This is a genomic window from Sphingomonas sp. Leaf407, from assembly GCF_001425385.1.
Taxonomy (GTDB): domain Bacteria; phylum Pseudomonadota; class Alphaproteobacteria; order Sphingomonadales; family Sphingomonadaceae; genus Sphingomonas.
Window position 1 is genome coordinate 147,456 of record NZ_LMQO01000001.1, and the last position, 26,162, is coordinate 173,617.

Here is a 26,162-nt window from a genome sequence, read left to right on the forward strand (position 1 = left end):
CCGTATCCGTGGATTCCGGCCTGCGCCGGAATGACGGAAGGGGGTAGGGGCAACCGCGACCCCGCCAAACCACTACCCCCGAACGATCCCCAGATACGCATCGAGCACCGCCTGATTGGCGCGGTCCCATTGATAGCCCCCGGCATCCTCATGGCCCGCGATCCCCATCTGCCACCGCAGCGACGCATCCTCGCACAACCGCGCGATCGCGTCGGCATAGGCGGGCACGTCGCGCGGCGGCACCAGAAATCCGGTGCGGCGATCGTCGACCAGCCCCACCGCGCCCGATGCGCGCGCCGCGACCACCGGCACGCCCGCCGCCATCGCCTCCAGCGTGACGTTGCCGAACGTCTCGGTGATCGACGGGTTGAAGAACACATCCATCGACGCGACCGCCCGGCCCAGATCGTCGCCCGATCGGAACCCCGCGAACACCGCATGCGGCACGGCCTGCGCGAACCAGTCGCGTGCCGGGCCTTCGCCGATCACGAGGATGCGGTGCTTGACCCCGCGCCGCTGCAATTCCTTGGCGACCTCGGAAAAAATGTCGAGGCCCTTCTCCAGCACCAGCCGCCCGAGAAAGCTGACCGCGACCTCGTCGTCGCCGATCCCCAGCGACCGCCGCCAGTCGAGATCGCGCATCGCCGGGTGGAACCGCGCGTGGTTGACGCCGCGCGACCAGATGCCGATCGGTGAGGTGACGCCCCATTCGCGCAGCAACTCGGCCATGCCGCGCCCGGGCACCATCACCTGATCGGCGCGGTTGTAGAAGCGCTTCGACAGCGCGACCGCGAGGGGTTCGAGAAAGCCGATCTTGTAATATTGCGGATACGTCTCGAACCGGGTGTGGAGCGAGGCGAGGGTCGCGACCCCCTTGTCGCGCGCCCAGCTCAAGGCGCGGTGGCCGAGGATGTCGGGCGCGGCGACATGGACGATGTTGGGGGCGAAGGCCTCCAGATCGGCGCGGACCCGGCGCGGCAGCCCGCGCGCGAGCTTATACTCGCCGCGTCCGCCCGGCATGCCGAACGCGGGCACGCTCACCAGATCGCCGGTCGGCGGGAAGGCGGGCTTGTCGATGGTCGGCGAATAGACGCGCAACGCGACGCCCCGGTCGAGCATGTGGCGGGCGAGCAGGTTCAGCGCCTGGTTCGCGCCGTCGCGGACGTAATTATAGTTTCCGCTGAACATCGCGACGCGCAGGTGGGAAGGCTTCATCGCCGCCGCATAGCGCCGGAACGCATCGCACGCTACCGGAACGCTTGCCGCCGCTGCCGGTTGACCCCGCCGACAACAGGAGCGGGCAATGAGCGACAGCTATAAAAAGGGTGCGACGGTCGAATGGTCGTGGGGCAACGGCACCGCGACCGGCAAGGTCGAGGAACGCTTCGAACGCCGCGTCCAGCGCACGATCAAGGGATCGAAGATCACCAAGAACGGCACCAAGGACAACCCCGCCTATCTGATCGAGCAGGACGACGGTGCCAAGGTCCTGAAACGCGGCAGCGAGCTGAACTGACGCCTCCCCTTCAGGGGAGGGGCCGGGGGAGAGGAAGTCGACCCAAGCCCCCCGATCCCGCCAGCCACCCTTGCGCCACCTCCACCGCGCGCTATCCTCGCCGATACGGCAACGGGGACAGGGCAGGGTGATGCGCGACGAACCTTCGGCGGACCGGGCGCTGCCCGATCCGAAATTCGCCTATGATTATTTCAAGAGCATGGCCTCGGTCAGCGTGGCGACGCTGGGTGGCATCCTGACGCTGGGCGAGGCGGTGTTCGGAACCCGCATCTCGCCGCTGCAAATGGGGCTGGCCGCGTTGCCGGTCGCGATCTCGGGCATGCTGGCGCTCCAGGGCAAGACCGACATCATGCAATATTGTCAGGGGATCAAGCCGCCGCTCGACAGTTCGCGGCTCGCGCTCCGGCTGGTGCCGTCGTTCTACGGGCTGGGTGTTGGCATCTTCCTCGCCTTCCTCACCCTGTCCTATGTCGCGCCCGATGTCGCCGCACGGCTGGGCGCGCGCCCGGTCGAGGCGCATGCCACCGGCAACCCCGAAGGCCCGGTCGCCGAACCGCGCCGCTGAACCGGGCAACCCGCGTTGGGGACGGCATATTCCCCTTTCGTTCCCCATCTGCTAGGCGCGGCGGCATGGCAAAACCCCAGAAGCGCTACGTCTGCCAGCAGTGCGGATCGGTCACGTCGAAATGGGCGGGGCAATGCGCCGATTGCGGTGAATGGAACACGCTGGTCGAGGATGCCGGCGCGGTCGTCACCCCGTTTTCGGCGCGGCACAACCTGCAAAGCGGCGGACGGCCGATCCTGCTCTCCGGCCTCGACACCGACATCGCGCTGCCCGACCGCCTCACCACCGGCATCGCCGAACTCGACCGCGCGCTGGGCGGCGGCTTCGTCGAGGGATCGGCGACGCTGATCGGCGGCGATCCCGGTATCGGCAAGTCGACGCTGCTGCTACAGGCCGCTGCGAAGCTCGCGCTGGCGGGCAAGGGCGTCGCCTATGTCTCGGGCGAGGAGGCGGCCGATCAGGTGCGGCTGCGCGCGCGTCGCCTGGGCCTCGGCAACGCGCCGGTGCAACTGGCGGCGGCGACGTCGGTGCGCGACATATTGACGACGTTCGGCGGCGGCGCCGCGCCCGATCTGCTCATCATCGATTCGATCCAGACGATGCACAGCGACCTGATCGAAGGCGCGCCGGGCACCGTCAGCCAGGTCCGCGCCTCGTCGGGTGAACTGATCCGCTTCGCCAAGGAACGCGGCACCGCCGTCGTGCTCGTCGGCCATGTCACCAAGGACGGATCGATCGCCGGGCCGCGCGTGCTCGAACACATGGTCGACACCGTGCTGGCGTTCGAGGGCGAGCGCAGCCACCAGTATCGCATCCTGCGCGCGGTCAAGAACCGCTTCGGCGGCACCGACGAGATCGGCGTGTTCGCAATGGAGAGCGAGGGCCTGTCGGAAATCTCCAACCCGTCCTCGCTGTTCCTGACCAGCCGCGACGAGAATGTGACGGGCACCGTCGTCTTCCCCGCGCTCGAGGGCACCCGCCCGGTGCTGGTCGAGGTGCAGGCGTTGACCGTCCGGCTGGCGTCGGGGGCGACGCCGCGTCGTGCGGTGGTCGGCTGGGATTCGGGCCGGCTGGCGATGATCCTCGCGGTGTTGGAGGCGCGCTGCGGCCTCGCCTTCGCCACGGCCGAAGTCTATCTCAATATCGCCGGCGGCTACCGCGTGACCGATCCCGCCGCCGATCTGGCGGTCGCCGCAGCACTCGTCTCGGCGCTGTCCGAACGGCCGCTGCCCGCCGACGCGATCGTGTTCGGCGAGATCGCGCTGTCGGGCGAGGTCCGCCCGGTCGCCCACGGCGCGCTGCGTTTGAAGGAAGCCGGCAAACTGGGCTTCGGCCGCGCGCTCGTCCCCGCCGCGCAGACGGCGGAGGGCGGCGCGCTCAAACTGTCGAGCTTCAAGGACCTGTCGAGGTTCGTCGATCATATGCTGGGGCGGTAGTTCACTCCCCTCCCTGACAAGGGAGGGGCCGGGGGTGGGTCGGCCCGCGAGGAACCGCAGCGCCCGCCCCAAACCGACCCACCCCCAACCCCTCCCTTGTCAGGGAGGGGAGATAGACCGCCACTCCCCAACCTCGACATTCCCCGCCGCCCGCGCCATACCCCCACGCATGGCGCTCACCTCGCTCGACATCGCGGTCATCCTCACGGTCGGCGGGGCGGCGGTCCTCGGGTTCCTGCGCGGCTTCGTCACCGAAGTCCTCTCGCTCGCCGCATGGGTGCTGGTGGTGATCGCGCTCAAGCTGTTCCACACCCCCGTCGCCGCAGCACTCGCCGGACCCACCGGCACCGCCGGCGGCGCGGCGACGCTCGCCTTCGCGCTCATCAGCGGCGTCGGCTATTTCGGCGGTCGCCTCGTCGCCAATGCGGTCGGCAGCCGTACCCGCGCCTCGGTCCTCGGGCCGCTCGACCGGGCGCTGGGCTTCGGCTTCGGCGCGCTGAAAGGGCTGATCCTTGCCAGCCTCGCCTTCCTGCTGCTGCTGCTCGCCGCCGATTTCGTCGGCGGTGGCCCGACCGGCCGCCCGGCATGGATCAAACAGGCGCGGACCTATCCGCTGCTCAACGCCACCAGCGCCAGTGTCGCCGATTTCGTCGACCGGCGGCGCAAGGGCGAACCGGTGTTCGGCGAGTAACGACTCGCCACCGTCCCTTGCCTCCCCTACATCCCTGTGCGTGACCGCACTCTACAACACCGAAATCCTCCGCCTCGCCGCCGATACGGCGCGTAGCGTCCGTCTGGCCGAACCGCATGCCTCGGTTGAGAAACGCTCGCCCGTCTGCGGCAGCCGCGTGACCGTCGACATCGCGCTCGGCCCCGACGATCGCGTGGCTGAGGTCGGCATGCTGGTGCGGGCCTGTGCGCTGGGGCAGGCCTCCTCGGCGCTGCTCGCGCAGCACATCGTCGGCCGCAGCCCGCAGGAACTGGTGAACGCCCGCGATACGCTCACCGCATGGCTGGCCGGGGAGGGCGATGCGCCCGACTGGCCCGGCCTGACCCTGTTCGAGCCCGCCCGCCCGCACAGCGCGCGCCACGCCTCGATCCGCCTCGCCTTCGAAGCCGCCGCGCAGGCCGCCGAACAGGCCGCCAGCCACCGGGCGGCGGCATAATGGAGGAGCACGGCACCGCCTCGCTGCTCCATGATTTCGCCCCGCTGCTCGGCGCGGCGCTGGTGTTCGTGCTGATCTTCCGCAAGCTGGGGCTGGGCGCCACGCTCGGCTATCTCGTCGCCGGATCGGTCGTGGGGCCGCAGGTGCTGGGCATCGTCGGCGATGCGGAGGCCAAGCTCGGCATCGCCGAACTCGGCATCACCCTGCTGCTGTTCCTTGTCGGCCTCGAACTCTCGCCCTCGCGTCTGTGGCGGATGAAGCAGGACATCTTCGGCCTCGGGCTGATGCAGGTCGCGCTGTGCGGGGTCGCGCTAATCGGCGTCGTATGGTTCGGCACGCGCTTCACCTGGGGCGCGGTGATCGCACTCGCGCTGCCGCTGGCGCTGTCGTCGACCGCGCAGGTGCTGCCGATGCTGCAATCGGCGGGCCGAATGAAGACCCCATTCGGCGAGCGCGCCTTCGCGATCCTGTTGTTTCAGGATCTGTCGATCGTGCCGCTCATCACCATCACCGCCGCGCTGTCGCGCAACCCGGCCGATGCCGGCGGGCCGCCGGGCTGGCAACTGGGGCTGTGGACGCTGGGCGCGGTCGCGGGGCTGATCCTCGCCGGTCGCTTCCTGCTGCGGCCGATGTTCCGCCTGATCGGCAACATGGGCGAACGCGAGATGTTCGTCTTCGCCGGCCTGTTCACCGTCATCGCCAGCGCCGCGCTGATGCAGGCGCTCGGCCTGTCGACCGCGCTGGGCGCGTTCGTCGCGGGCGTGATGCTCGCCGACAGCCCGTATCGCCACGAACTGGAGGCCGATGTCGAGCCGTTCCGCTCGATCCTGCTCGGCCTCTTCTTCCTCGCGGTGGGCATGATGCTCGATCTGGGCGAGATCGCCGAGCATCCGGTGCTGGTCGTCGGCATGGCGCTGGCGCTGATCGCGACTAAGGGGCTGGTGATCTTCGGCATCGGCCGCCTGTTCGGCATGCCGTGGCGCGGCGCGCTGGCGCTGGGCCTGCTGCTCAGCCAGGGCGGCGAATTCGGCTTCGTCCTGTTCGCGCAGGCGCAGAACGCGCTGCTGATCGCCCCTGAGGCGGCGAGCGTGTTCGGCGCGATCGTCACCTTGTCGATGGCGACCACCCCGTTCCTGATGATGGCCACCCGTCGCTTCCGCGCCGAACCCGAAAAGCGCGAGGGCGGCACCCCCGAAGGCCCGCGCCACGACGGGGCGAGCGCGGTCGTCGTCGGCTATGGCCGCTTCGGCCAGACCGTGGCGCAGATGCTGCTGGCGCAGGGGATCAGCGTCACCGTGATCGACCGCGACGTCGAGATGATCGAAATCGCCGGCAGCTTCGGCATGAAGGTCTATTACGGCGACGGCACCCGTATCGACCTGCTGCGGCTGGCGGGTGCGCAGGATGCCGAACTGCTGCTGTTCTGCACCGACGGCGATCCGCTGGAGACAGAAGCGATCGAGGCGATCCATCAGGCGTTCCCCAACCCCGGCATCTTCGTGCGTGCGTTCGATCGCCGCGCGGTGGTGAAGCTGGCGGGCGCGCCGATCGAAGGCGTGTTCCGCGAGGTGCTCGATTCGGCGGTGTCGATGGCCCGCGCCGCGATGGTCTGCGTCGGCGTCGACGATGGCGAGATCGACCGTACCGAGGACCTGTATCGCAAGACCGACGCCAAACGCCTGTTCCAGCAGAGCGAAACCGGCGACCTGCGCACCGGCCGCGAGATGATCTTCACCAACGCCCGCGTCACCGCGGCGGCGGGCACGGTGCCGGACGACGCCGGGAAGGAGTGAGGGGGCAGGAACGGCGCGCCAGTGCCATGGTCCGGCCCCAAACCGTGCTACCCGGTGTCGCGGTGTCCCGAACCGACGATCCGTCCCGCCTCGTCGGACCGTATGTCCGCCGTCCCGAAATAGATCCTGTCACGGCCGCTCGTCTTGGCGAGGTAGAGGCTGGCGTCGGCGCGGATGAAGACCGCCTCTTCGGTATCCCCCGGCGAGATATGGGTAAGCCCGCCCGAGATCGTCACCGTGAGGCCGGGGTATCGGGCAGCGGTGTCCATGCCGCCGATGGCCGCGCGCAGCCGCGCCAGCGTTGACCTGACCTCGTCGAACGGCTGGCTGGCGAACAGGATCAGGAATTCCTCCCCGCCGACGCGCCCGAATGATTCCTTCAGATGGACGGTCCTGCGCGCCGTTTGCGCGATGCCGGTCAGCACCTCGTCGCCACCGTGATGGCCATAGGTGTCGTTGATCTTCTTGAAATGATCGATGTCCACCAGACAGGCCCAGCCATCGCGCCCCTCGGCAAGCAGTTCCTTCAGCTTGCCGAAGATATGGCGGCGGTTGGAAACGCCGGTCAGTTCGTCGGTAAAGGACTGACGGAACAGTTGCTCGTTTGCCAGCCGCAGCTTCCGCTCGGACACGTTGAGCGACGTGATGTCCGTACCGACATAGACGATCCAGCCGTCGTCCCGTCTGGTTTCGGTCACCCAGATGAACCGACCGTCCTGGAGGTCGCTCTCATAGGTGCGCTGCCGGGATTTGCCCCGGCGCGACCGCACCGACGAAATCCAGTTTTCGATATTGGCGGTTTCGATGATGGTGCCGCGACCCGCCGCGTGATTGCGGCGCATCAGGGCCTGCCAGTCGACGTCTTCTCCCGGCTCCACGAAATACGCCGCGCGAAAGGCCGCGTTGCTGTAGCGCAATACCTCATTCTGGTCGTACACGCCGATCAACGCGATCGACTGGTCGAGCAGCGCCGCGACATTGACCGGCAGGTCCCGCAGGGCGGGTGTCTCGTTTCCGGCCTGTCTCATTCCCATGCCCCGTGCGGTCAACAAGGGTCCGGCACGTAGGTGGCAAAGGTGAAAAAATGGCTGCGCAATCGATGTGATTTCCGGATCGGAATTCTTGCCGCGCTGGTCAGAACGGCCGGGCCGCCGTCACGGTCCGCAAATCACGGGCGTGTCGATCTCCGCACCGTCCGTTTGTCCGGTGGCTACCATCGCCTCATGGTGTCGTGCGATCACCCGGCGGGTTGGAAGATGGCGGTAGCCAGCACCTGAACCCTGTCCAGTCGCTGCTGCGCTTGCGCCGCGCGACTGATGGTGATCGACAAATTCGGGTCCCGCCGGTTGCGGAACGTCGTTGTCGCCATGCCGTCCCGCGAACTGTTGTTCACCGGCTCCCAGCGGGTGTCGAACCCGGGCGACGCGAGAACGCTCTGAACGCTGGGTTGAAGATCGGTGCCGCCGCCACCGGTAATGTGGCAGATCGGGAGTTGGTCCGAAACCACGAGAACATAGCCGGACCTCGGACTCGAATCGATCCGCCAATAATGGTTCGCCTTGCGCATCCGCTCCGGCGGCAGGTTGACCTCGTCGACCTTGTCGACCGAACGCATCTGTTCGCCAAGACCGACGGCCTTGATGAAGGCGTCCGTGCCATCCACCCAGCTCGCCGGATTCAGCAACCATTCCTCGCACCCTCGTAGCGCCCCGTCGAAACCGCGTTCAAGCTTTGGCTCGGCCTGGACAGGCGGAGCGGCCATGAGGGCGAGGAAAGCGGGCAAGGCGTAGCGCATGGCGCGACACTATCCTTGCAGAACGCCGCTCGCCATCATTTCTAGCCGTTCGCTGAACGACAGCCGGCCAAAGCCGGTATCGCCGATCGCCGGCCGGTGGCAGGATCACCACCGGATCGATTCCCCCGCCATCGGAACACCGTTCACGCCCATGCCCCTGCCGCCCGACCGCACGTCATGAAAGGCCGTCCGTTCCGCGAACGCCTTGGCTTCGCACTGAGCGGCCTGCGCGCCGCATGGGCGCGCGAGGCGAGCTTCCGCACCCATCTCGGCTTCGCTGCTGCCGTGCTGATCGCGCTCCTCGCCTTGCGCCCCGCCCCCATCTGGTGGGCGCTGGTCGCGATCACCGTCGCGCTGGTGCTGGCGCTCGAACTGCTCAACGGCGCGATCGAGGGGGTGATCGACCGGCTCCACCCCGATCATCACCGCGAGATCGGTATCGCCAAGGACATGCTGGCCGGCGCGGTCCTCGTCGCGGCGCTTGCCGCGCTGGGGGTCGCCGGGGCAGTGGTGGTCGACACGCTGGAGATTTTTCGATGAACGTCCTGCTTCTCGCCGCCGCGCTGTCGGGGGCGATAGCCGTCGCCGCCGGGGCGTTCGGCGCGCATGGTGCCTCGGGCGCGGCGGCCGACTGGCTGCGCACGGGCGGCCAATATCAACTGGTCCATGCCGTCGCCGCGCTGGTCGCGCTGCAGATGGGCGCGCGCGGGCCGGGCTGGCTGTTCGTCGCGGGCGGGCTGTTCTTCGGCGGGTCGCTCTATGCGATGGCGCTGGGCGGGCCGCGCGGGGTGCTGGGGCCGGTCACGCCGCTCGGCGGGCTGTTGCTGATCGGCGGCTGGCTCTGGCTGGCGGCCCACGCGCTGCGCCGCTGAACCGCTGTCCTACAATATGGCCGCCGGGGTAGGGTGGGAGCGCTCTTTCGATTCCGTGAACCTGCCCCCATGCCGACGCCCCGAAGCAGACACCCGTCAGCAAGCGCCCGCAGACGGCCCGCAAGTGTAAACTTTGTAAACTTTGCCCAGAGCGTTACCAGACCAGATTGGGTCATCGGCGTAGCTCAATCCGGTACGGTAACGCGCTATTGCCCGAAGCGCGCCGCCCCCGCTTGGGCCACCGCCTCGCGCGCCGCTGCCAGCAGCGCGCCGGCCTTCGCCTCGCACTCGCGCTGTTCATAGGCGGGATCGCTGTCGGCGACGATCCCCGCGCCCGACTGGACGTGCATCACCCCGTCCTTCACGATCGCGGTGCGCAGCACGATGCACGAATCCATCGACCCGTCGGGGCTGAAATAGCCGACTCCGCCGGCATAGGCCCCGCGCTTGTCGGCCTCCAGTTCGGCGATGATCTGGCACGCCCGCACCTTGGGCGCGCCCGACACCGTGCCCGCCGGAAAGCCGGCGAACAGCGCGTCGAGCGCATCGGCCTTGCTATCCAGCGTGCCGACCACGTTCGAGACGATGTGCATGACATGGCTGTAGAGTTCGACCGCATAGCTGTCGGTCACGCGCACGCTGCCCGCCGCCGCCACCCGGCCGACGTCGTTGCGCCCGAGGTCGAGCAGCATCAGATGCTCGGCGCGCTCCTTGGGGTCGGCGAGCAGGCTCGTCCGGTTCGCCTCGTCCTCCGCCGCCGTGGCGCCGCGTGGCCGGGTGCCGGCGATCGGCCGGATCGTCACCTCGCCATCGCGCAACCGCACGAGGATTTCGGGACTGGAACCGGTCAGCGCGAAGCCCGGCAGGTCGAGGTGATAGAGGAACGGCGACGGATTAATCCGCCGCAGCGCCCGGTACAGCTCGAACGGTGCGAGCGGAAACGGCGCAGTGAAGCGCTGCGCCAGCACCACCTGAAAAATGTCGCCCGCCGCGATATACTCCTTAGCCGCCGCGACCATTGCGCCATAGCGCCCTTCCGGCAGCACCGGGGTCAGCGCCACCTCGGGCACCTCCGCCAGCCGTGCCGGCGCGGGCAACGCGGCGGCATCCAGCGCAGCGCAGGTCGCCTCGATCCGCTCGACCGCCGCGTCGACCGACCCGCCCGGCCACGCCGGCGCCACGACGAACAGCGTGTCGGACAGCCGGTCGAACACCAGCAGCACCGTCGGCCGCACGAACATCATGTCGGGCAGCCCCAGCGGATCGTTCGCCGCCTTGGGCAAGCTCTCGACCAGCCCGACCGTCTCATAGCCGAAATAGCCGACCAGACAGGCGAGCGCGCGTGGCAGCGCCGGGGGCACGTCGGTCCGGCACTGTCCGACCAGCGTGCGCAGCGCCGCCAGCGTCGGCTCGCCACAGGGGACGAAGGCATCGCGATCGGTCAGCCAGCGATCGTTGATCGCCGCCGCTTGCCCCTCGGCGCGGAACACCAGATCGGGGGCGAGGCCCATCAGGCTGTAGCGCCCGCGCACCGACCCGCCCTCGACCGATTCGAGCAGAAAGTCGCCGCGCCCCGGCTCGATCAGCTTGAGCGCCGCCGCGACCGGCGTCTCTGTATCGGCGACCCGGCTGGTCCAGACGAGCGCGCCCTTGCCGTCGCCCAGCGCGGTGCGTGCGGCCTCGACGCCTTCGACGCCGCTCACTGCGCGGGCGCTGCGGCCGCGCCGCCCGCCAGCTCGCCGCGCACGCGGGCGATGGCCGCGTCGTTGCGCTTCACGCCGACTTCGCGCTTCACCGCCTCGACGAACTGCTCGGCATATTCATTGCCGCCGATCTGGCCCAGCTCGCGCCCGACCCCGGCGATCGCCGCCTTGTCGGCCGAGGCATCGCCGCGCTGGATACCGTCGAGATAGACGACCAGCCAGCCCGTCCCGTCGGGCGCGGCGGTGATCCGCGCCTTCTTGGGCGCCATTGCGAACAGCAGCGACAACGCCGGCGGCACCTGTCCGCCCAGTTGCGCCAGTTGCTGGCGCGACGCCGTGACCGGGCGCGGTGCCGGCAGGCGGACCCCCGCCTGCGCCACCGCCGCCGAGAGCGGGGTGCCGCCGTTGACCTTGGTCAGTATCGCCTGCGCCACCGCGCGCGCCGCCTTCATCGCCTGATCCTGCCGATATTGCCCGGCGACCTGCTCGCGGATTTCGGTCAGCGGGCGCGGCGCGGCGCGGGTGATGTCCCCGGTGGCAACCAGCGCGAAGGTGCCGTCCGATCCAGTCTGCACCAGTTGCGGCGCGTCGCCCGCCTCGGCGGCGAACCCCGCCTGCAGAATCGGGGCAAGCGCTGGGTCGGGCTGTGCGGGCTTGAGCGGATCGACCCCTTGCGCCGTCACCGGCGCGGTCGCCTGCGGCGTCAGACCGGCGTCCTTGACGATCTCGTCGAAGGTCGCGCCGTCGGTGATCCCCGCGTCGATCTTCTCCTGCACCGCGCCCAGCGCCGTCGCGCCCTTGGTCTTGGCGAGTTCGGCGACCAGCTCGGGGCGCGCCTGCTCGATCGTCTTGCCGGGCACCTGCGTGATGCCATCGACCTTCAGCACGACGAAGCCGAACGGCGACCGGATCGGGCCGACCACCGCACCCTGCTGTGCGGCGAAGGCGGCATCGGCTACCGCCGGCGCGCTGCGCCCGGCGAGCTGTGCCTTGGTCTGGCCGGTCAATGTCGTCGCTTCCAGCCCGGCGGCGCTGGCGGCCGCCGCCACGCTCTGGCCGCCACGCACCGCCTGCGCGATGCGGTTCGCCGCCGCCTGATCGGCGACGACGACCTGCGCGACATTGCGCGTCTGCGTCGCGGCGAAGCGCGCGGCATTGGCGCGATACGCGGCCTGCACCTCTGCATCGCTCGGCTGCGCCTGCGCTGCGACGCTCGCCGGGGTTACGATCGCGTAGCGGATCACCCGCCGCTCGGGGATCAGGTAGCGCGCCCGGTTCGCGGCGTAATAGGCCTGCACCTGCTGGTCGGTCGGCGCGGCCGGCGCGGGCAGCGCGGCGGTCGGCACGATCGTGACCTGACCCGAGCGCGCTTCCTTGAGCGACGAGGCATAGGTCAGCGCGATCTGCTGCGGCATGAACTTGCTCTCGATCGTGCGCGCCAGCATCAGCTTGGTCAGCGCCGCCCGGCGGATGTCGTCGCGCAACTGCTGCGGCGTGATCCGCGCGCGGGCGAGCGCCTGTTCGAAGGTGCGCTGGTCGAACTGGCCGTTCAGCCCCTGAAACGCGGCGATGCTGGCGATCTGCCCGTCGACATAGCGGTCGGATACGACCAGCCCATGTTCCTGCGCGAACTGCATCAGCGCGGCATCGCTGATCGCGCGGTCGAGCGATCCGTCGAAGCCACCGGCCGCGATATATTGCGCGACGTCGAGGCCCGGCTGACGCTGGCCTGCCACCTGCACGTCGTTGCGTACCCGATCAGTCAGTTGCTGGTCGGTGATCTGCTGATCGCCGATCGTCGCCACCGCCGACCCGCCGCCGCCCAGCGACGCGGGACGCATGCTGTTCAGATCGGCCATGGCGAAACCGACCGCGATGACCGCAAGAAACGCGAGGCCGACGAAAATGCCGACCTTCGACTTGGTCATGCGCCTGAAGAAACCGAGCATCCGTGCAACCGATCGAAAGAATGGAAACCGGGGTGCTTTAGAAGGCAGGCGCGCACGCTTCAAGGTTGCGTGGACCGCACAAGCCGCTATCGGCTGTAGAACATGTAAAACGGGCGTTGGAGGGCAGGGCATGAGTCGTCGCAAGCTGGTAGCGGGCAACTGGAAGATGCACGGGCTGCGCACCGGCCTCGCCGAGATCGAGGCGATCGATGCCGCCGCGCTCGCCGCGCCGGGGGTGGACGTGGCGCTCTGCGTGCCCGCGACGCTGGTGCATCATGCCGCCGGGATCGTCCGCGCGGTGCGGATCGGCGGGCAGGACGTCCACGCCAACGATCGCGGCGCGCACACCGGCTGCGTGTCGGCGGAAATGCTGCGCGAGGCAGGCGCGAGCGTGGTGATCGTCGGCCACAGCGAACGCCGCGCCGACCAGAACGAGACGAGCCACGACGCGTGGGCCAAGGCTGCCGCCGCGCGTCGCCACGGCCTCGACGTGATCCTGTGCTGCGGCGAGACCGAGGCCGAGCGCGACGCCGGCCGCGCCGAGCGCGTCGTGCAGGCGCAGATCGAGAAGTCGGTGCCCGAAGGCGCGAACGGCGACTGGTTCACGCTTGCCTATGAACCGCGCTGGGCGATCGGCACCGGCCGCACGCCCTCGCCCGAGGAGATCGCGCAGGTCCACGCCATCGCCCGCGCCAAGCTGCGCCAGATGGTCGGCGATGCGGCCGACACGATCCGCATCCTCTACGGCGGGTCGGTGACGGGCGCGAACGCCGCCGCGATCCTCGCCATCGACGACGTCGACGGCGCGCTGGTCGGCGGCGCCAGCCTCACCGCCGACAAGTTCGTACCGATCATCGAGGCGGCGGCCGCCTTCTGACGGGTCCGGCGGGGAGGGGGCGTGCATCTTCCCCGCCGCCAAGGCGTTGACCCGGCAACAGGAACCAAGCGGTCGTCAGCCAGCGTTCAGCGGTGCTATGCTAGCGAGGCCCGACCCGCTGCCATGAGGAACCGTCCGATGCGTCTGTCCGTCCTGCTCCCGAGTGCGCTTGCGCTGGCCGCGCTCGCGCTTCCCGCCGCCGCGCGCGACCGTGGTGCCAATGGCGAGGCGGCGCTGGCGAAGATCACCGCCGGACGCAGCGCCACCGCGCCGGTTTCCTGCATCAACCTGCGCGACATCCGGTCGAGCGAGATCGTGGAGGATACCGCGATCGTCTATCGCATGAATAACGGCATGCTCTACGTGAACCGTCCCGAAGGCGGCGGGCTGCTCGACCGCGACGATATTCTCGTCACCCGGACGATCTCCACCCGGCTGTGCAGCATCGACATCGTGACGCTGGTCGACCGGGGATCGCAGATGTTCAGCGGCTCGGTCGCGCTCGGCGAGTTCGTGCCCTATTCGCGCCTGCCGGGGCGGCGCGGCTGACGGACTTGCGTTGCCGTCCGGCTTCGCGCATAGGGCGCACGGGAGTCGGGCGGACGATGTCGTCGCCAACCCGGTCAGGTCCGGAAGGAAGCAGCCGCAACGATTTCGCAGCGGGTCGTCCGGCTCCCACCCTCAGTTCGGCGCAGCCAGCCTCAGTGCGCTGCCGACCAGGCCACTGAATTTCAACAGATTGACATCGCTCGCGGAATCGTTCCAGCCGGCGGACAGTGCGGCCCATGCGCCATCATTGCCCCGCAGCAGGAAGGTCATGGTGAGCACCCCCGGCTCCGATCCGCCCTTGTACCCGACATAGGACCAGCTTTCGGTCGCCGAGGACAGGCCGGGGTTCTTCGACAGGATCGCGCGCAACTCAGCCCCGTCCGGTCCCTCGCTGTGCCGCCGCAGCCAGTCCATCGTGCGGATCAGGTCGCCCGGGCTGGCGAACCATTCCAGTTCGGCGATACGCACCGGCTTCTTGTCCTGGAACAGATCGCGCGGGATCGCCGCGATCGGCGTTGCCGCGACCTTGCCGTCGAGCATTCGCCGTCGCCCGGCGGCATCGAGCGTCAGATACTCGACCCCCAGCGCCCCGCCGTTCACCCCCTTCAGCTTGAAGAGTTCGAGCGCGCCCAGAAACGGCACGTTGCGCCGGCCGCCGTCGGTCATGCCGACGACGGGCAGCATCGCCTCCACCTTCGTCCGGCCCAGATGAAACAGCAGGATGTCGGTCGCGCTGTTGTCGCTGACCGAGATCATCCGCCCGGCCAGTTCGCGCAGCGGGATCTTGGTGCCCTTGGGCTGTTGCGCATAGCCGCCGCCGGGCAGCGCGCTGCCGTCGAGCGTGACGACATCACCCCACTTACGCTCGCCCGCCGCGATCGACCGGGCCAGTTCGGCAAGGATCACCAGCTTGAACGCCGACCCGATCGCCAGTGGACGGCCGGCTTCATGCCCGGCAGTCAGCGCGGGCGCGCCATCACCCAGCCTTGCCAGCGCGAACCCGGTCCGGCCGGGCAGTGCGGCGATCTGCCGAACGACCTCGTCGACCGACGCCACTTGCGGCCCACGCGGTTCCGCCCCCTTGGCGAGCAATCCGGTGACGAGATGCGGCGCGGCGGAGTCGACCACGATGTCGGCATTGAGCACGCCGCGTTCATAACCGATCCGCACCCGCGCCGACCACGGCGTCACCGCCGTGATCGATTCGACCCCGGTCGGCCTGCCGAGCGCATCGGAGAGTTGCCTGACGATCGCATCGAACTGCGCCTTGGGCACGGCGTTGCGAAAAGCGGGGGCGAAGGTGGTGTCGTAGCCGCTCCTGTTGTCGAGAAGCCGCAGCACATCCTCGGTGCGAGCTCGCACCGCCGGATCATTCGCTACCCCCTGGCGAACCGGTGCCGAACCGGGCGTTGGCGCCGAGGCAACGGCTGCGGCCTGCAGCGCCAACGCGAGCCACATGGCGTCAGGCCGCCGGTCCGGCGGAACCCGTCATCGGCGTCCCAAGCGGTGCAGCCGGTTCGATCGAGAGGTCGATCATTTCGACCCTTGATTCGGTCGAACGCTGGCGGATACGGGTTCCGGTGCCCGTCGTGAACGGCGCGGTCTTGGTATAGCGTTCGACCCGGAACAGTCCCGGCGTACCCGCCGCGAGTTTGAGCGGGGCATAGCGCCGCGACTGAACCGATTCGATCACCTTGTCCGCCCAGTCACCGCTGTAGCCCGCGCTGGTCCGCGCCGCCTCGATGTCCTGCGGCTTGCCGTCGCGATCGATCATGAAGGTCACGTCGATCCACTGATCCTCGACCGAATCGGTGGCAAGCCGCCGCGTGACCGATCCGCCCTCTTCCTCGAGGCGGGTAACGTTCAACCGTATCGGCTCGCCATAGATCAGTGTCGGCCGGGTCGTCGCGGCCAGCGCGGGCATATTGGCCAGCATCTGGTCGCCGCCCTGCTTCCCGCTTTGGCGCGCCGCAATGCGTCCCAAGCCGATCCGCGCGCCATCGACGAATACGGCATGTTCCGGGACGGTGCTGCGAGCGACATCTTGCAACACGTCCCGGGCGCGGCCGCGGAACGCACCATCGGTTTCGGACAGGGCGAGCAGCATGACGCCGCGCCGGAACCGGGCATAGCCCTCCGCTTGAAGATTGCCGGCGGCACGCGCGTCCGCCTCGATCTGGCGATAATTGGCTTCGGCGATCAGGTAGTTGCCGTTCTTGCCATAGACGTCGGCGAGTTCGATCTGCGCGATCTGAATATCCGGGGTGTTCGCGGGCAGACCCGATTTCAATACGCTGACCAGATCCAGCGTGCTGGAACGTTGCAGGCCAATATCGCCCAGCGTTCCCGACAGCCTCGCATGGGCGCGCAACAGTCCCGCAACCTCCCGCGGAAGTTCGCGGCCGTAGCGACGATTGCGGTCGACGCCCGCCGATACCACCCGGTGCGCCATCTGATATTTGCCGGCCACGAACAGATTTTCTGTATGGGCCAGCGTCGCCGCCATATCCTCACGCGGCGAACAATGCTGCGCGAGACAGGATTCAAGCGCCTTGCGGGTGTCTTCCAGTCGCACACCCGTCACGACGATGTCACGGTCGGGGTTGGGGGGCGGTGCCTCCTGCGCGGTGGCCGGTGCTGCGAACAACAATAATGTGGCAATCATCGGTTGCATCGTCGATCGTCCCTTCGGCAGTTCTCCGTCCCCGGATAACAACCTGCGCTTGCCGCGGTTTCGCGTCAATCGCCCGGTCAGGCGTCGATCACCGCATCGTCCAGCCGTGCCGCATTTTCCTGGATGAAGGCGAAGCGGTGCGCCGGGTTGGTGCCCATCAGCCGGTCGACGAGGTCCTTCACCGCCGCGCGTTCCTCATATTCCTGCGGCAACGTGATGCGGATCATGCTGCGACTCTTCGGGTCCATCGTCGTTTCGCGGAGCTGCCCCGGGTTCATCTCGCCCAGTCCCTTGAAGCGCGAAACCTCCACCTTCTTGCCCTTGAAGGCGGTGCGTTCCAGCTCGGCGCGATGCGCGTCGTCGCGGGCGTAGAGCGACTTCGCCCCCACGGTCAGCCGGTAAAGCGGCGGCTGTGCTAGATACAGGTGCCCGCGCCGGACGATGTCGGGCATCTCCTGAAAGAAAAACGTCATCAGCAGCGTGGCGATATGCGCGCCGTCGACATCGGCGTCGGTCATGATGACGATCCGTTCGTAGCGCAGCGCATCGGGCTGGCAGTCCTTGCGCGTGCCGCAGCCCATCGCGAGGATCAGGTCGGCAATCTCCTGATTGGCGACGATCTTCGCGCTGGTCGCCGAGGCGACGTTCAGGATCTTGCCACGGATCGGCAGGATCGCCTGGTTCTTGCGGTCGCGCGCCTGCTTGGCCGATCCACCGGCCGAATCGCCCTCGACGATGAATAATTCGGTGCCCTTGGGATCGTCCGAGGCGCAATCGGTCAGCTTGCCCGGCAGGCGCAGCTTGCGCGACGAGGTCGCGGTCTTGCGCTTGACCTCGCGCTCGGCCTTGCGGCGCAGGCGTTCGTCCATCCGGTCGAGCACCAGCCCCAGCAGCGCCTTGCCGCGCTCCATATTATGGCTGAGGAAATGGTCGAAATGGTCGCGCACCGCCTTCTCGACGAGGTTGGCGGCCTCGACGCTGGTCAGCCGGTCCTTGGTCTGGCTCTGGAACTGCGGTTCGCGAATGAAGACCGACAGCATCAGCTCGCACCCGATCGTCACGTCGTCGGCGGTCATGTCCTTGGCGCGCTTGTTGCCGACCAGATCGGCGAAGGTCCGCAGACCCCGGACCAGCGCCTGCCGCAGCCCTTGTTCATGCGTGCCGCCATCGGGCGTCGGGATGGTGTTGCAATAATAGCTATAACTGCCGTCGCTCCACAGCGGCCACGCCACCGCCCATTCGACGCGCCCCGCCTCGCCCGCGAAATCCTGTCGCCCGGTGAAGAAGTCGGCGGTGGCGCATTCGCGCCCGCCGACCTGTTCGCGCAGGTGATCGGCAAGGCCGCCGGGGAACTGGAACACCGCCTCGGCCGGGACATCGGTGCCCGCGACCAGCTCGGGCGCGCATTTCCAGCGGATTTCGACCCCGGCGAACAGATACGCCTTCGACCGCACCAGCTTGTGCAGCCGCGCCGGCTTGAACTGCAGGTCGGCGAAGATCTCCGCATCGGGGGTGAAGGCCACCAGCGTGCCGCGCCGGTTGGGCGCCGCGCCGACATGGTCGAGCGGCCCGATCGTCTGCCCGCGCGAGAAACGCTGGCGGTAGAGTTGCCGGTCGCGCGCCACCTCGACCACGGTATCGACCGACAGCGCATTGACGACCGAGATGCCCACGCCGTGCAACCCGCCCGAGGTCGCATAGGCCTTGCCCGCGAACTTGCCGCCCGAATGGAGCGTCGAGAGGATCACCTCCAGCGCCGATTTGTCGGGGAATTTGGGGTGCGGATCGACCGGGATGCCGCGACCGTTGTCGATGACCGTCAGCCGGTTGCCGACGTCCAGTTGCACCTCGATCCGGGTGGCATGGCCGGCGACCGCCTCGTCCATCGCATTGTCGAGGACCTCTGCGGCGAGGTGGTGCAGCGCGCGCTCGTCAGTGCCGCCGATATACATGCCCGGGCGGCGGCGAACCGGCTCCAGCCCTTCGAGCACCTCGATCGACGAAGCGTCATAGGCGGGCGGGGTGAGAGCGTTCGCGTCGAACAGATTGTCGGCCATGGCGACGGTATAGAACGAAACGGGGCCATCCGCAAAGGGAGTGGCGGTTGTGGGTCAGGGGTGCGCCATGGGCAAAGCCCATGGCGTCGGTCGCGGCTTTGGGCCGCGCCGGCCGGCTGACCGCAAGGGCGCGGCCGGGCAAATGCCCGGCCTTGCGCGGTCAACGCACCCGTGGCCCACCATAGGGTAGCGGCGGCGGGGGGCGACGGTCGCGGCGCGGGAGCTGCGCCTGATACGCATGGCCGCAATGGTTGACGCAGTACGGAAAGCCCGGATTCACCTTGTCGCCGCAGAAATGAAAGTCGGGTTCACCCGGATGGCCGATCGGCCATTTGCAGATGCGGTCGTTCAGGTCGAGCAGCGTCGTCTTGCCCGAGATCGCATCGCTCGGCCGCGCGGGGACGAGGCGGCGCGGCGGCGCGGGGGTCAGCGGGGCCGATTGCTCGCCGGGGTTCTGGCGCAGGAAGCCGCCGGGGCCGACCGAGCGCAGCACTGGCGCATCGCTGCGCGGCTTCGGCGCGGCGGGGGCATCGTCCTCCTCCTCGTCTTCCTCTTCTTCATCCTCGATCGCATCGGCGAGCGGGGTGAAGGGATCGTCGTCGACCGGAGCAGGTTCGACCGGAGCCGGCGCAGGAGCGGCGACGACCGGTTCGGGTACCGGCGGCGGCGCGGGCGGGGTTTCCGCGACCGGCGCAGGGGCAGGCTCGGGCGCAACGGGTGCCGGCGCGGGAACGGCGGCCGCCGCGGCTGCGGATGCTGCTGCCGCCTTCGATTCGGCCGATCGTACCGGCGAGGGGCGCGACTGTAGCCCCAGGCGATGCGCCTTGCCGATCACTGCATTGCGGCTGATCCCGCCCAGTTCCTCGGCGATCTGGCTGGCGGTCATGCCCGATTCCCACATCTTGGCCAGCGTCGCGATGCGCTCTTCGGTCCAGCTCATGCCCGTACTCGTCCTTCGTTCGATGCGCTTGGGCGACCATGATCCTTGCCGCCGCGCCTGCCAGCGATTAGGCGACGCAGCCATGCAGGAACAATCCCCGTTGCGCGCAAAAATCACTCTGCCCGAACCCGGCGTGCCCGTCATACGGAACGTCAACTGGGGGGGCTTGCGCACGCTCTATATCAAGGAGGTGCGCCGCTTCTTCAAGGTGCAGTTGCAGACGATCTGGGCACCGGCGGTCACGACGCTGCTGTTCCTCGTGATCTTTTCGGTCGCGATGGGCGGGGCGGGACGCACCGTGCTGGGCGTGCCCTTCCCCGATTTCGTCGCGCCGGGGCTGATCGCCATGGCGATGCTGAACAATGCGTTCGCCAATTCCAGCTTTGCGCTGCTGGTCGGCAAGATCCAGGGCACGGTCGTCGACTATCTGATGCCGCCGCTGTCGACCGGCGAGCTGCTGGCCGCGCTGGTCGGCGGCGCGGTGACTCGCGCGTTCCTCGTCGGCATCGTGCTGTGGGGGGCGATGCTGTTGTATCCCGGCGTCCATGTGATGCCGCGCCATCCCGGCGCCGTGCTGTGGTTCGGGCTGTTCGGGTCGGTGTTCCTCGCGCTCGCCGGGGTGCTGACCTCGATCTGGGCGGAAAAGTTCGACCATGCCGCCGCGATCACCAATTTCGTGATTGGGCCGCTCACGCTGCTGTCGGGGACCTTCTATTCGGTCGAGGCGCTGACCCCGCTGTTCCGGCAGATCAGCCACCTGAACCCGTTCTTCTACATCATCTCAGGGTTTCGCTACGGCTTCCTCGAACGCGCCGATTCGCCGGTGCTGATCGGCGGGGCGGTGATCCTTGCCGTTGACGTCGCGATGGCGGTCGGCGCGTATGCGCTGCTGCGCTCGGGGTGGAAGCTCAAGAATTGACGTAACGGGGCAGGGGGCGGTACAGCGCGCCTCCGGGCGGCCCGGTTGGCCGCCCTTTTGCGTTTACAACGCCGATTTTTCTCAAAGGAGCAGTTCGATGACGACCCCCGCACTGATGCCCGTCTATCCACGGTGCGGCGTGCGTCCGGTCCGAGGCGAGGGCTGCTACCTGTACGGCGAGGACGGCACGCAATATCTCGACTTCGCCGCCGGCATCGCCGTCAATGCGCTGGGCCATGGCCATCCGCATCTGACCAAGGCGATCCAGGAACAGGCCGCGACGCTGATGCACGTCAGCAACCTCTACGGTTCGCCGCAGGGTGAGGCACTGGCGCAGCGGATCGTCGACCACAGCTTCGCCGACACGGTGTTCTTCACCAATTCGGGTGCCGAGGCGGTCGAATGCGCGATCAAGACCGCGCGCCGGTTCCATTTCGCCAATGGCAATCCGCAGCGCCACACGCTGATCTGCTTCAACCAGGCGTTCCATGGCCGTACGCTCGGCACCATCTCGGCCACCAACCAGTCGAAGATGCGCGACGGGTTCGAACCGCTGCTGCCCGGCTTCAAATATGCCGAGTTCAACGATCTCGACGGCGCGCTGGCGCTGATCGACGACAGCACGGCGGGCTTTCTGGTCGAACCGATTCAGGGTGAGGGGGGCCTGCGCACCGCCACGCCCGAATTCCTGACGGGCTTACGCAAGGCATGCGACGAGCATGGCCTGATGCTGGTGCTCGACGAGGTCCAGTGCGGCTATGGCCGCACCGGCACGTTCTTCGCGCACGAACATTATGGCGTGAAGCCCGACATCGTCTCGGCGGCCAAGGGTATCGGCGGCGGCTTCCCGTTCGGCGCCTGCCTCGCGACCGAGGAAGCGGCCAAGGGCATGGTGTTCGGCACCCACGGCTCGACCTATGGCGGCAATCCGCTGGCGATGGCGGCGGGGCAGGCGGTGCTCGACGTGATGCTCGAACCCGACTTCTTCCTCCATGTGAAGGCGATGGGCGACCGGCTGCGCGGTGCCCTCGAACAGATGATCCCGAACCACGACCATCTGTTTCAGGAGGTGCGCGGCATGGGGCTGATGCTCGGCGTCAAGCTCAAGTCCGACAGCCGCCGGTTCGTGGCGCACCTGCGCGATCAGCATCAGTTGCTGACGGTGGCGGCGGGCGACAATGTCGTCCGCATCCTGCCGCCGCTGGTGATCGACGAGAGTCACATCACGCAGGCGATCGAAAAGCTGTCGGCCGCCGCCCGGGTCTATGTGCCCGTCGCCGACGATTGATCTGAACGACCCTCCCCGCCTGTGCGGGGAGGGAGAGGACCTATTCCCATGCGCCATTTCCTCGACCTCGCCTCGGCCGGTGCCGACGGCATCGCCGCCATTCTGAACGACGCGCTCGACGCCAAGGCCGCGCGCAAGGGCTGGCCCAAGGGCCGCGCCGATGCCGCCGCCCCGCTCGCCGGGCATACGCTGGCCTGCGTGTTCGAAAAATCATCCACCCGCACCCGCGTGTCGTTCGACATGGCGATGCGCCAGTTGGGCGGCAGCGCGCTGGTGCTCGACGCCGGCACGACGCAGCTCGGGCGCGGCGAGACGGTCGCCGATACCGCGCGCGTCCTGTCGGGCTATTGCGACGCGATCATGGTGCGGACCGACGATCCGGCGAAGCTCGACGAAATGGCGCGCTATGCTTCGGTCCCGGTCATCAACGGCCTTACCGACCATTCGCATCCGTGCCAGATCGTCGCCGACCTGCTGACCGTGATCGAAGCGGGCAAGTCGCTGCCGGGGCTGAAATGGGCGTGGCTGGGCGACGGCAACAACGTGTTGCACTCGATCGTCGAGGCCGCCGCGCTGCTGCACTTCGACGTCGTCGCCGCCTGTCCCGAAGGCTATGATCCGGCGCGCGACGTGATCGAGGCGGCGGGCGGACGCGCCACGATCACCCGCGATCCGGTCGAGGCGGTCCGGGGCGCCGACGTCGTCGTCACCGACACCTGGGTGTCGATGGGGCAGGCGCATGCCGAGGCGAAGCTGGCGGCGATGACCCCCTATCAGGTCAGTCCGGCGCTGATGGCGCATGCCAAGCCCGACGCGGTATTCCTCCACTGCCTGCCCGCGCATCGCGGCGAGGAAGTGACGGCGGACGTGATCGACGGCCCGCAATCGCTGATCTGGCCCGAGGCGGAAAACCGCCTCCACGCGCAAAAGGCGATCCTGCGCTGGTGCTTCGGCCAGATCGGGTAAGTCCTTCCTCTCCCCTCCCTGACAAGGGAGGGGTCGGGGGTGGGTTAGGCCCGCGAGGGACCGGCGCGCCCGCCCCATACCAACCCACCCCCAACCCCTCCCTTGTCAGGGAGGGGAGTAATCCTCTTTCCCCATCGCAAAACGCTTGCGAAACCACTTGCAGCTTCCCATGTGAGCGATCGATCACAGTTTGCCCGGTCAACGGGCAAGGGGAGCTTCTCGTTTTGACCGATACCGTCCGCCTGCCCGATCTCGATCGTGCGATCGGCTTCACCCTGCCCGACCATCATGCGCGCGGACGAGTCGTCCGGCTCGGGCCGGCGGCGCAGGCGATCCTCGACGCCCATGCCTATCCCGCACCGATCGAGCGGTTGCTGGCGGAGTCGCTCGCGCTGACCGCGCTGCTCGGCTCGACGCTGAAGGATGCCGAAGGGCAGTTGACGCTCCAGGCGCAGACGCAGGGCGGGATCGTCCGGCTGATGGTGTGCGATTACAAGAACGGCGAGCTGCGCGGCTATGTCGATTTCGATCGCGAACGGCTGGCCCAACTGGGAAAGAAACCGTCGCTGTTCGCGCTGTTCGGCAAGGGGTATCTGGCGATCACCTTCGATCAGGTGACGTCGGGTGAGCGCTATCAGGGCATCGTGCCGCTGGACGGCGATTCGATCGCGGCGGCGGCGGAAAGCTATTTCCTCCAGTCGGAGCAGATCCCGTCGCTCGTCCGGCTCGGCCTCGGGTTCGACGACAATGGCGCGCGGATCGCCGGCGGCATCTTCCTCCAGCATCTGCCCGAAGGCGAGGAGGGGCGCGAACGGCTGCACACCCGGCTCGACCATCCCGAATGGCATCATGTCGAGGCACTGGGCGCGACGATGGGTGCCGACGAGCTGGCCGACCCGATGGTGCCGCTCGAAACCATCGTCTGGCGGCTGTTCAACGAGGAACGCGAGGTGCGCGTGCTCGCCAGCACGCCGCTGGTGCGCGGCTGCCGCTGCGACCGTGACTATATCGCCGGCGTCATCGCCAAATTCCCGGTCGAGGAACGCACCGACATGGCCGATGAGAACGGCATCATCACCGTCGACTGCGCGTTCTGCGCGACCAAATTTCCGTTGGCGCTGGCCGATATAACGGCCTGATCGGGGGCGGAAGGGGGACAAGATCATGGGGGGTCGTTGGGGTTGGCGGCGCTGGATCGTCACCGTGTCGCTGGCGGTGACGGGTGTCGCGACCGCGCAGGGCACGCGCGCGCCGACGTTGCAGGCGATGCAGGGGGTGACGCCCGGCCGCTGGGAATTGCGCATGCCTGGCTCCACCGTACCGCCGCGGGTGAGCTGCGTCGCCGACCCGGCAATCCTGCTGCGCCTCCATCACCGCGCCGCGACATGCAGCCGGTTCGTGATCGACGATTCGGCGAAGGGCGCGACGGTGCATTACACCTGCCCCGGTGCCGGCCATGTCCGCAGTCGCCTGCGGATCGACACGCCGCGCGTCCTGTTCATCGAAAGCGAGGGCATCGCCGACGGGATGCCCTTTTCCGACGCGATCGAGGCGCGGCGGCTGGGCACTTGCTGAGCGCGACGTCGGCGGTTTTTCGCAAATCGCCCGTTAAGCGGTGGTTTAGCTTAATTATGCCATATCCGTCCGGTATCCCCATGGATGCGCATGTTTCCCTAAGACATGAAACCTCCTCCGGGCCGCTTTGCAGCGGCCCGTTCTTTGGGAGCGGTTGCGCCTTTGCCCCACCCGGCCTAGCTGACCCGCTATGATGGAAGCACCTTTAAGCGTCGTCCTCGTCTCGGGCGGCCTCGACTCGATGGTTTCGGCGGCACTGGCGCGGGAGGCGGGGCATCGCCTGCTCGCGCTGTCGATCGACTATAACCAGCGCCACCATATTGAACTGGCCGCCGCGCGGCGGATCTCGCACATGCTCGGGGCGGAGCGGCATATCGTCCTGCCGCTCGACCTGCGGGCATTCGGCGGATCGGCGCTGACCGACGATGCGCTGGCGGTGCCCAAGGAAGGCGTCGGTGCCGATATTCCGATCACCTATGTCCCCGCGCGCAACACGATCTTCCTCAGCCTCGCGCTCGGCTGGGCCGAGGCGGCGGGCGCGCGCGACCTGTGGATCGGGGTCAACGCGCTCGATTATTCGGGCTATCCCGACTGCCGCCCCGAATTCATCGCCGGGTTCGAAACGCTGGCCGAACTCGCCACCCGCGCGGGCACCGAGGGTGATCGCTTCCGCATCCACGCCCCGCTCCAGCACATGACCAAGGCGCAGATCGCCGCCGAAGCCGCGCGGCTGGGGATCGACGCCGGGCTGAGCTGGTCGTGCTACGATCCGGTCGGCGCGCGCCATTGCGGTCGCTGCGACAGTTGCCGCCTGCGCGCCAAGGGCTTCGCCGAGGCCGGCCTGCCCGATCCGACCGACTATGCGCAGACGCCCCTCGAGGCGGCATGACCTATTCGGTGAAGGAAATGTTCCTCACCCTGCAGGGGGAGGGGGTCCACGCCGGCCGACGCGCGGTGTTCGTCCGTTTCGCCGGGTGCAACCTGTGGACCGGGCGCGAGGTTGATCGGGCACGGGCGATCTGCCGCTTCTGCGACACCGATTTCGTCGGGACCGATGGCGTGGGCGGCGGCAAGTTCGTCGACGCCCAGGCACTGGCGCAGGCGGTGGTCGGCCACTGGGATGGCGATGCGGCGCGTCGCTTCGTCGTGCTGACCGGCGGCGAACCGATGTTGCAGGTCGACGATGCGCTGGTCGACGCGCTGCACGCCGCCGGCTTCACCATCGCTATCGAAAGCAACGGCACGATCGCGGTGCATCCCGGCATCGACTGGGTCTGCATCAGCCCCAAGGCCGGCAGCGAGGTCGTCCAGCGGCACGGCGACGAACTGAAACTGGTCTGGCCGCAGGCGGGGATCGATCCGGTCGTGCTGGAAGACTGGGACTTCGCCAACCATCTGATCCAGCCGATGGACGCGGCGGGGCAGGAGGTCGCCAACCGCGACGTGGCGGTCGCGCTGGCGATGGCGCGGCCACGCTGGCGGCTGTCGCTTCAGACGCACAAGCTGCTCGGCCTGCGGTAAA

Annotated in this window: 26 protein-coding genes and 1 other RNA gene; 18 read left to right on the forward strand and 9 right to left on the reverse strand. The window is 68.3% G+C overall.

All coding sequences use genetic code 11. The features are described from left to right. Window positions 1-72: 72 nt before the first annotated feature. Window positions 73-1,215, reverse strand: a complete 1,143-nt coding sequence (locus ASG37_RS00690; protein WP_055755362.1) for a glycosyltransferase family 4 protein — start codon at window positions 1,213-1,215, stop codon at window positions 73-75. 88 nt (window positions 1,216-1,303) lie between these two features. Between ASG37_RS00690 and ASG37_RS00695 the strand changes: the two genes are divergently transcribed. From ASG37_RS00695 to ASG37_RS00720, 6 genes are all read left to right on the forward strand, one after another. Then, window positions 1,304-1,516 (forward strand): DUF2945 domain-containing protein, encoded by a 213-nt coding sequence (locus tag ASG37_RS00695; protein WP_055755363.1) that lies wholly within the window; start codon window positions 1,304-1,306, stop codon window positions 1,514-1,516. Between the two features lie 130 nt (window positions 1,517-1,646). Then, window positions 1,647-2,081 carry a hypothetical protein gene (locus ASG37_RS00700; RefSeq protein ID WP_055755364.1) on the forward strand — a complete coding sequence of 145 codons (435 nt, stop codon included), beginning with the start codon at window positions 1,647-1,649 and terminating at the stop codon, window positions 2,079-2,081. A 65-nt stretch (window positions 2,082-2,146) separates the two neighbouring features. After that, a complete protein-coding gene (radA, locus tag ASG37_RS00705; RefSeq protein WP_055755365.1) occupies window positions 2,147-3,517 on the forward strand; it encodes a DNA repair protein RadA in 1,371 nt (456 codons plus the stop codon). Between the two features lie 169 nt (window positions 3,518-3,686). Then, window positions 3,687-4,208: a CvpA family protein gene (locus ASG37_RS00710; RefSeq protein ID WP_055755366.1), complete on the forward strand. Its 522-nt coding sequence runs from the start codon at window positions 3,687-3,689 to the stop codon at window positions 4,206-4,208. A 40-nt stretch (window positions 4,209-4,248) separates the two neighbouring features. Next, window positions 4,249-4,683 (forward strand): iron-sulfur cluster assembly scaffold protein, encoded by a 435-nt coding sequence (locus ASG37_RS00715; protein ID WP_055755367.1) that lies wholly within the window; start codon window positions 4,249-4,251, stop codon window positions 4,681-4,683. Beyond that, entirely contained in the window at window positions 4,683-6,476 is a 1,794-nt protein-coding gene (locus tag ASG37_RS00720) for a cation:proton antiporter (protein WP_055755368.1), read from the forward strand. The genes ASG37_RS00715 and ASG37_RS00720 overlap by 1 nt, the downstream gene beginning before the upstream one ends. Window positions 6,477-6,523: 47 nt before the next feature. On the opposite strand, the gene ASG37_RS00725 is transcribed toward ASG37_RS00720, so the two are convergent. Continuing rightward, complete coding sequence (locus ASG37_RS00725) at window positions 6,524-7,504, reverse strand: GGDEF domain-containing protein (protein WP_055755369.1); 981 nt, start codon at window positions 7,502-7,504, stop codon at window positions 6,524-6,526. A gap of 209 nt (window positions 7,505-7,713) precedes the next feature. Beyond that, a complete protein-coding gene (locus tag ASG37_RS00730) occupies window positions 7,714-8,271 on the reverse strand; it encodes a hypothetical protein (protein WP_156348987.1) in 558 nt (185 codons plus the stop codon). A 177-nt stretch (window positions 8,272-8,448) separates the two neighbouring features. Here ASG37_RS00730 and ASG37_RS00735 point away from each other — a divergent pair, with 177 nt between their 5' ends. Both ASG37_RS00735 and ASG37_RS00740 read left to right on the forward strand, forming a co-directional pair. Continuing rightward, window positions 8,449-8,811 (forward strand): diacylglycerol kinase, encoded by a 363-nt coding sequence (locus ASG37_RS00735; RefSeq protein ID WP_055755371.1) that lies wholly within the window; start codon window positions 8,449-8,451, stop codon window positions 8,809-8,811. Beyond that, the gene (locus ASG37_RS00740; protein ID WP_055755372.1) at window positions 8,808-9,143 is read left to right on the forward strand and encodes a DUF423 domain-containing protein; all 336 of its coding nucleotides are present in this window, start codon (window positions 8,808-8,810) and stop codon (window positions 9,141-9,143) included. Before ASG37_RS00735 ends, ASG37_RS00740 begins: the two co-directional genes overlap by 4 nt. 206 nt (window positions 9,144-9,349) lie before the next feature. Here ASG37_RS00740 and ASG37_RS00745 read toward each other — a convergent pair whose 3' ends face one another. Then, window positions 9,350-10,846 (reverse strand): anthranilate synthase component I family protein, encoded by a 1,497-nt coding sequence (locus tag ASG37_RS00745; RefSeq protein ID WP_055755373.1) that lies wholly within the window; start codon window positions 10,844-10,846, stop codon window positions 9,350-9,352. Beyond that, window positions 10,843-12,927, reverse strand: coding sequence for a peptidylprolyl isomerase (locus tag ASG37_RS00750; protein WP_082447904.1), 2,085 nt, complete (start codon window positions 12,925-12,927; stop codon window positions 10,843-10,845). The genes ASG37_RS00745 and ASG37_RS00750 overlap by 4 nt, the downstream gene beginning before the upstream one ends. On the opposite strand from ASG37_RS00750, the gene tpiA reads away from it, so the two are divergent. From tpiA to ffs, 3 genes are all read left to right on the forward strand, one after another. Next, window positions 12,926-13,672 carry a triose-phosphate isomerase gene (tpiA, locus tag ASG37_RS00755; protein WP_055755375.1) on the forward strand — a complete coding sequence of 249 codons (747 nt, stop codon included), beginning with the start codon at window positions 12,926-12,928 and terminating at the stop codon, window positions 13,670-13,672. The two genes, ASG37_RS00750 and tpiA, sit on opposite strands and share 2 nt — an antisense overlap. Window positions 13,673-13,810: 138 nt before the next feature. Continuing rightward, window positions 13,811-14,221 carry a hypothetical protein gene (locus tag ASG37_RS00760; RefSeq protein WP_055755376.1) on the forward strand — a complete coding sequence of 137 codons (411 nt, stop codon included), beginning with the start codon at window positions 13,811-13,813 and terminating at the stop codon, window positions 14,219-14,221. Window positions 14,222-14,259: 38 nt separating this feature from the next. Continuing rightward, window positions 14,260-14,354: signal recognition particle sRNA small type (gene ffs, locus ASG37_RS17210), an RNA gene on the forward strand. On the opposite strand, the gene ASG37_RS00765 is transcribed toward ffs, so the two are convergent. From ASG37_RS00765 to ASG37_RS00780, 4 genes are all read right to left on the reverse strand, one after another. Then, window positions 14,354-15,583, reverse strand: coding sequence for a serine hydrolase (locus ASG37_RS00765; protein WP_162233439.1), 1,230 nt, complete (start codon window positions 15,581-15,583; stop codon window positions 14,354-14,356). The two genes, ffs and ASG37_RS00765, sit on opposite strands and share 1 nt — an antisense overlap. Before the next feature lie 100 nt (window positions 15,584-15,683). Beyond that, on the reverse strand, window positions 15,684-16,895 hold the full coding sequence (locus ASG37_RS00770) for a hypothetical protein (protein ID WP_055755378.1): 1,212 nt from the start codon (window positions 16,893-16,895) through the stop codon (window positions 15,684-15,686). A 77-nt stretch (window positions 16,896-16,972) separates the two neighbouring features. Continuing rightward, window positions 16,973-18,952 (reverse strand): DNA topoisomerase IV subunit B, encoded by a 1,980-nt coding sequence (gene parE / locus ASG37_RS00775; RefSeq protein ID WP_055755379.1) that lies wholly within the window; start codon window positions 18,950-18,952, stop codon window positions 16,973-16,975. Window positions 18,953-19,112: 160 nt separating this feature from the next. Continuing rightward, entirely contained in the window at window positions 19,113-19,892 is a 780-nt protein-coding gene (locus tag ASG37_RS00780; protein WP_055755380.1) for a GcrA family cell cycle regulator, read from the reverse strand. An 82-nt stretch (window positions 19,893-19,974) separates the two neighbouring features. Here ASG37_RS00780 and ASG37_RS00785 point away from each other — a divergent pair, with 82 nt between their 5' ends. The 7 genes from ASG37_RS00785 (at window position 19,975) to queE (ending at window position 26,161) form a co-directional block, all read left to right on the forward strand. Then, complete coding sequence (locus ASG37_RS00785; protein ID WP_055755381.1) at window positions 19,975-20,811, forward strand: ABC transporter permease; 837 nt, start codon at window positions 19,975-19,977, stop codon at window positions 20,809-20,811. 97 nt (window positions 20,812-20,908) lie between these two features. Continuing rightward, window positions 20,909-22,099, forward strand: coding sequence for an aspartate aminotransferase family protein (locus ASG37_RS00790; protein ID WP_055755382.1), 1,191 nt, complete (start codon window positions 20,909-20,911; stop codon window positions 22,097-22,099). A 48-nt stretch (window positions 22,100-22,147) separates the two neighbouring features. Beyond that, complete coding sequence (gene argF, locus ASG37_RS00795) at window positions 22,148-23,065, forward strand: ornithine carbamoyltransferase (protein WP_055755383.1); 918 nt, start codon at window positions 22,148-22,150, stop codon at window positions 23,063-23,065. A 224-nt stretch (window positions 23,066-23,289) separates the two neighbouring features. Next, window positions 23,290-24,204, forward strand: a complete 915-nt coding sequence (locus ASG37_RS00800) for an Hsp33 family molecular chaperone HslO (RefSeq protein ID WP_055755384.1) — start codon at window positions 23,290-23,292, stop codon at window positions 24,202-24,204. 25 nt (window positions 24,205-24,229) lie between these two features. Then, window positions 24,230-24,640 carry a hypothetical protein gene (locus ASG37_RS00805; protein WP_055755385.1) on the forward strand — a complete coding sequence of 137 codons (411 nt, stop codon included), beginning with the start codon at window positions 24,230-24,232 and terminating at the stop codon, window positions 24,638-24,640. 190 nt (window positions 24,641-24,830) lie between these two features. Further along, window positions 24,831-25,529 (forward strand): 7-cyano-7-deazaguanine synthase QueC, encoded by a 699-nt coding sequence (gene queC, locus ASG37_RS00810; protein ID WP_055755386.1) that lies wholly within the window; start codon window positions 24,831-24,833, stop codon window positions 25,527-25,529. Next, complete coding sequence (queE, locus tag ASG37_RS00815) at window positions 25,526-26,161, forward strand: 7-carboxy-7-deazaguanine synthase (protein ID WP_055755387.1); 636 nt, start codon at window positions 25,526-25,528, stop codon at window positions 26,159-26,161. Before queC ends, queE begins: the two co-directional genes overlap by 4 nt. Window position 26,162 lies beyond the last annotated feature (1 nt).

Bases quoted from the DNA above. Each gene is read 5' to 3' on its own strand.
- ASG37_RS00780 (WP_055755380.1), bottom strand. From the start codon at position 19,892: ATGAGCTGGACCGAAGAGCGCATCGCGACGCTGGCCAAGATGTGGGAA.
- ASG37_RS00700 (WP_055755364.1), top strand. From the start codon at position 1,647: ATGCGCGACGAACCTTCGGCGGACCGGGCGCTGCCCGATCCGAAATTC.
- ASG37_RS00750 (WP_082447904.1), bottom strand. From the start codon at position 12,927: ATGCCCTGCCCTCCAACGCCCGTTTTACATGTTCTACAGCCGATAGCG.
- queE (WP_055755387.1), top strand. From the start codon at position 25,526: ATGACCTATTCGGTGAAGGAAATGTTCCTCACCCTGCAGGGGGAGGGG.
- ASG37_RS00720 (WP_055755368.1), top strand. From the start codon at position 4,683: ATGGAGGAGCACGGCACCGCCTCGCTGCTCCATGATTTCGCCCCGCTG.
- queC (WP_055755386.1), top strand. From the start codon at position 24,831: ATGATGGAAGCACCTTTAAGCGTCGTCCTCGTCTCGGGCGGCCTCGAC.
- argF (WP_055755383.1), top strand. From the start codon at position 22,148: ATGCGCCATTTCCTCGACCTCGCCTCGGCCGGTGCCGACGGCATCGCC.
- ASG37_RS00805 (WP_055755385.1), top strand. From the start codon at position 24,230: ATGGGGGGTCGTTGGGGTTGGCGGCGCTGGATCGTCACCGTGTCGCTG.
- ASG37_RS00790 (WP_055755382.1), top strand. From the start codon at position 20,909: ATGACGACCCCCGCACTGATGCCCGTCTATCCACGGTGCGGCGTGCGT.
- ASG37_RS00695 (WP_055755363.1), top strand. From the start codon at position 1,304: ATGAGCGACAGCTATAAAAAGGGTGCGACGGTCGAATGGTCGTGGGGC.
- ASG37_RS00690 (WP_055755362.1), bottom strand. From the start codon at position 1,215: ATGAAGCCTTCCCACCTGCGCGTCGCGATGTTCAGCGGAAACTATAAT.
- tpiA (WP_055755375.1), top strand. From the start codon at position 12,926: ATGAGTCGTCGCAAGCTGGTAGCGGGCAACTGGAAGATGCACGGGCTG.
- ASG37_RS00770 (WP_055755378.1), bottom strand. From the start codon at position 16,895: ATGCAACCGATGATTGCCACATTATTGTTGTTCGCAGCACCGGCCACC.
- ASG37_RS00730 (WP_156348987.1), bottom strand. From the start codon at position 8,271: ATGCGCTACGCCTTGCCCGCTTTCCTCGCCCTCATGGCCGCTCCGCCT.
- ASG37_RS00785 (WP_055755381.1), top strand. From the start codon at position 19,975: ATGCAGGAACAATCCCCGTTGCGCGCAAAAATCACTCTGCCCGAACCC.
- parE (WP_055755379.1), bottom strand. From the start codon at position 18,952: ATGGCCGACAATCTGTTCGACGCGAACGCTCTCACCCCGCCCGCCTAT.
- ASG37_RS00710 (WP_055755366.1), top strand. From the start codon at position 3,687: ATGGCGCTCACCTCGCTCGACATCGCGGTCATCCTCACGGTCGGCGGG.
- ASG37_RS00725 (WP_055755369.1), bottom strand. From the start codon at position 7,504: ATGAGACAGGCCGGAAACGAGACACCCGCCCTGCGGGACCTGCCGGTC.
- ASG37_RS00760 (WP_055755376.1), top strand. From the start codon at position 13,811: ATGCGTCTGTCCGTCCTGCTCCCGAGTGCGCTTGCGCTGGCCGCGCTC.
- ASG37_RS00740 (WP_055755372.1), top strand. From the start codon at position 8,808: ATGAACGTCCTGCTTCTCGCCGCCGCGCTGTCGGGGGCGATAGCCGTC.
- ASG37_RS00735 (WP_055755371.1), top strand. From the start codon at position 8,449: ATGAAAGGCCGTCCGTTCCGCGAACGCCTTGGCTTCGCACTGAGCGGC.
- radA (WP_055755365.1), top strand. From the start codon at position 2,147: ATGGCAAAACCCCAGAAGCGCTACGTCTGCCAGCAGTGCGGATCGGTC.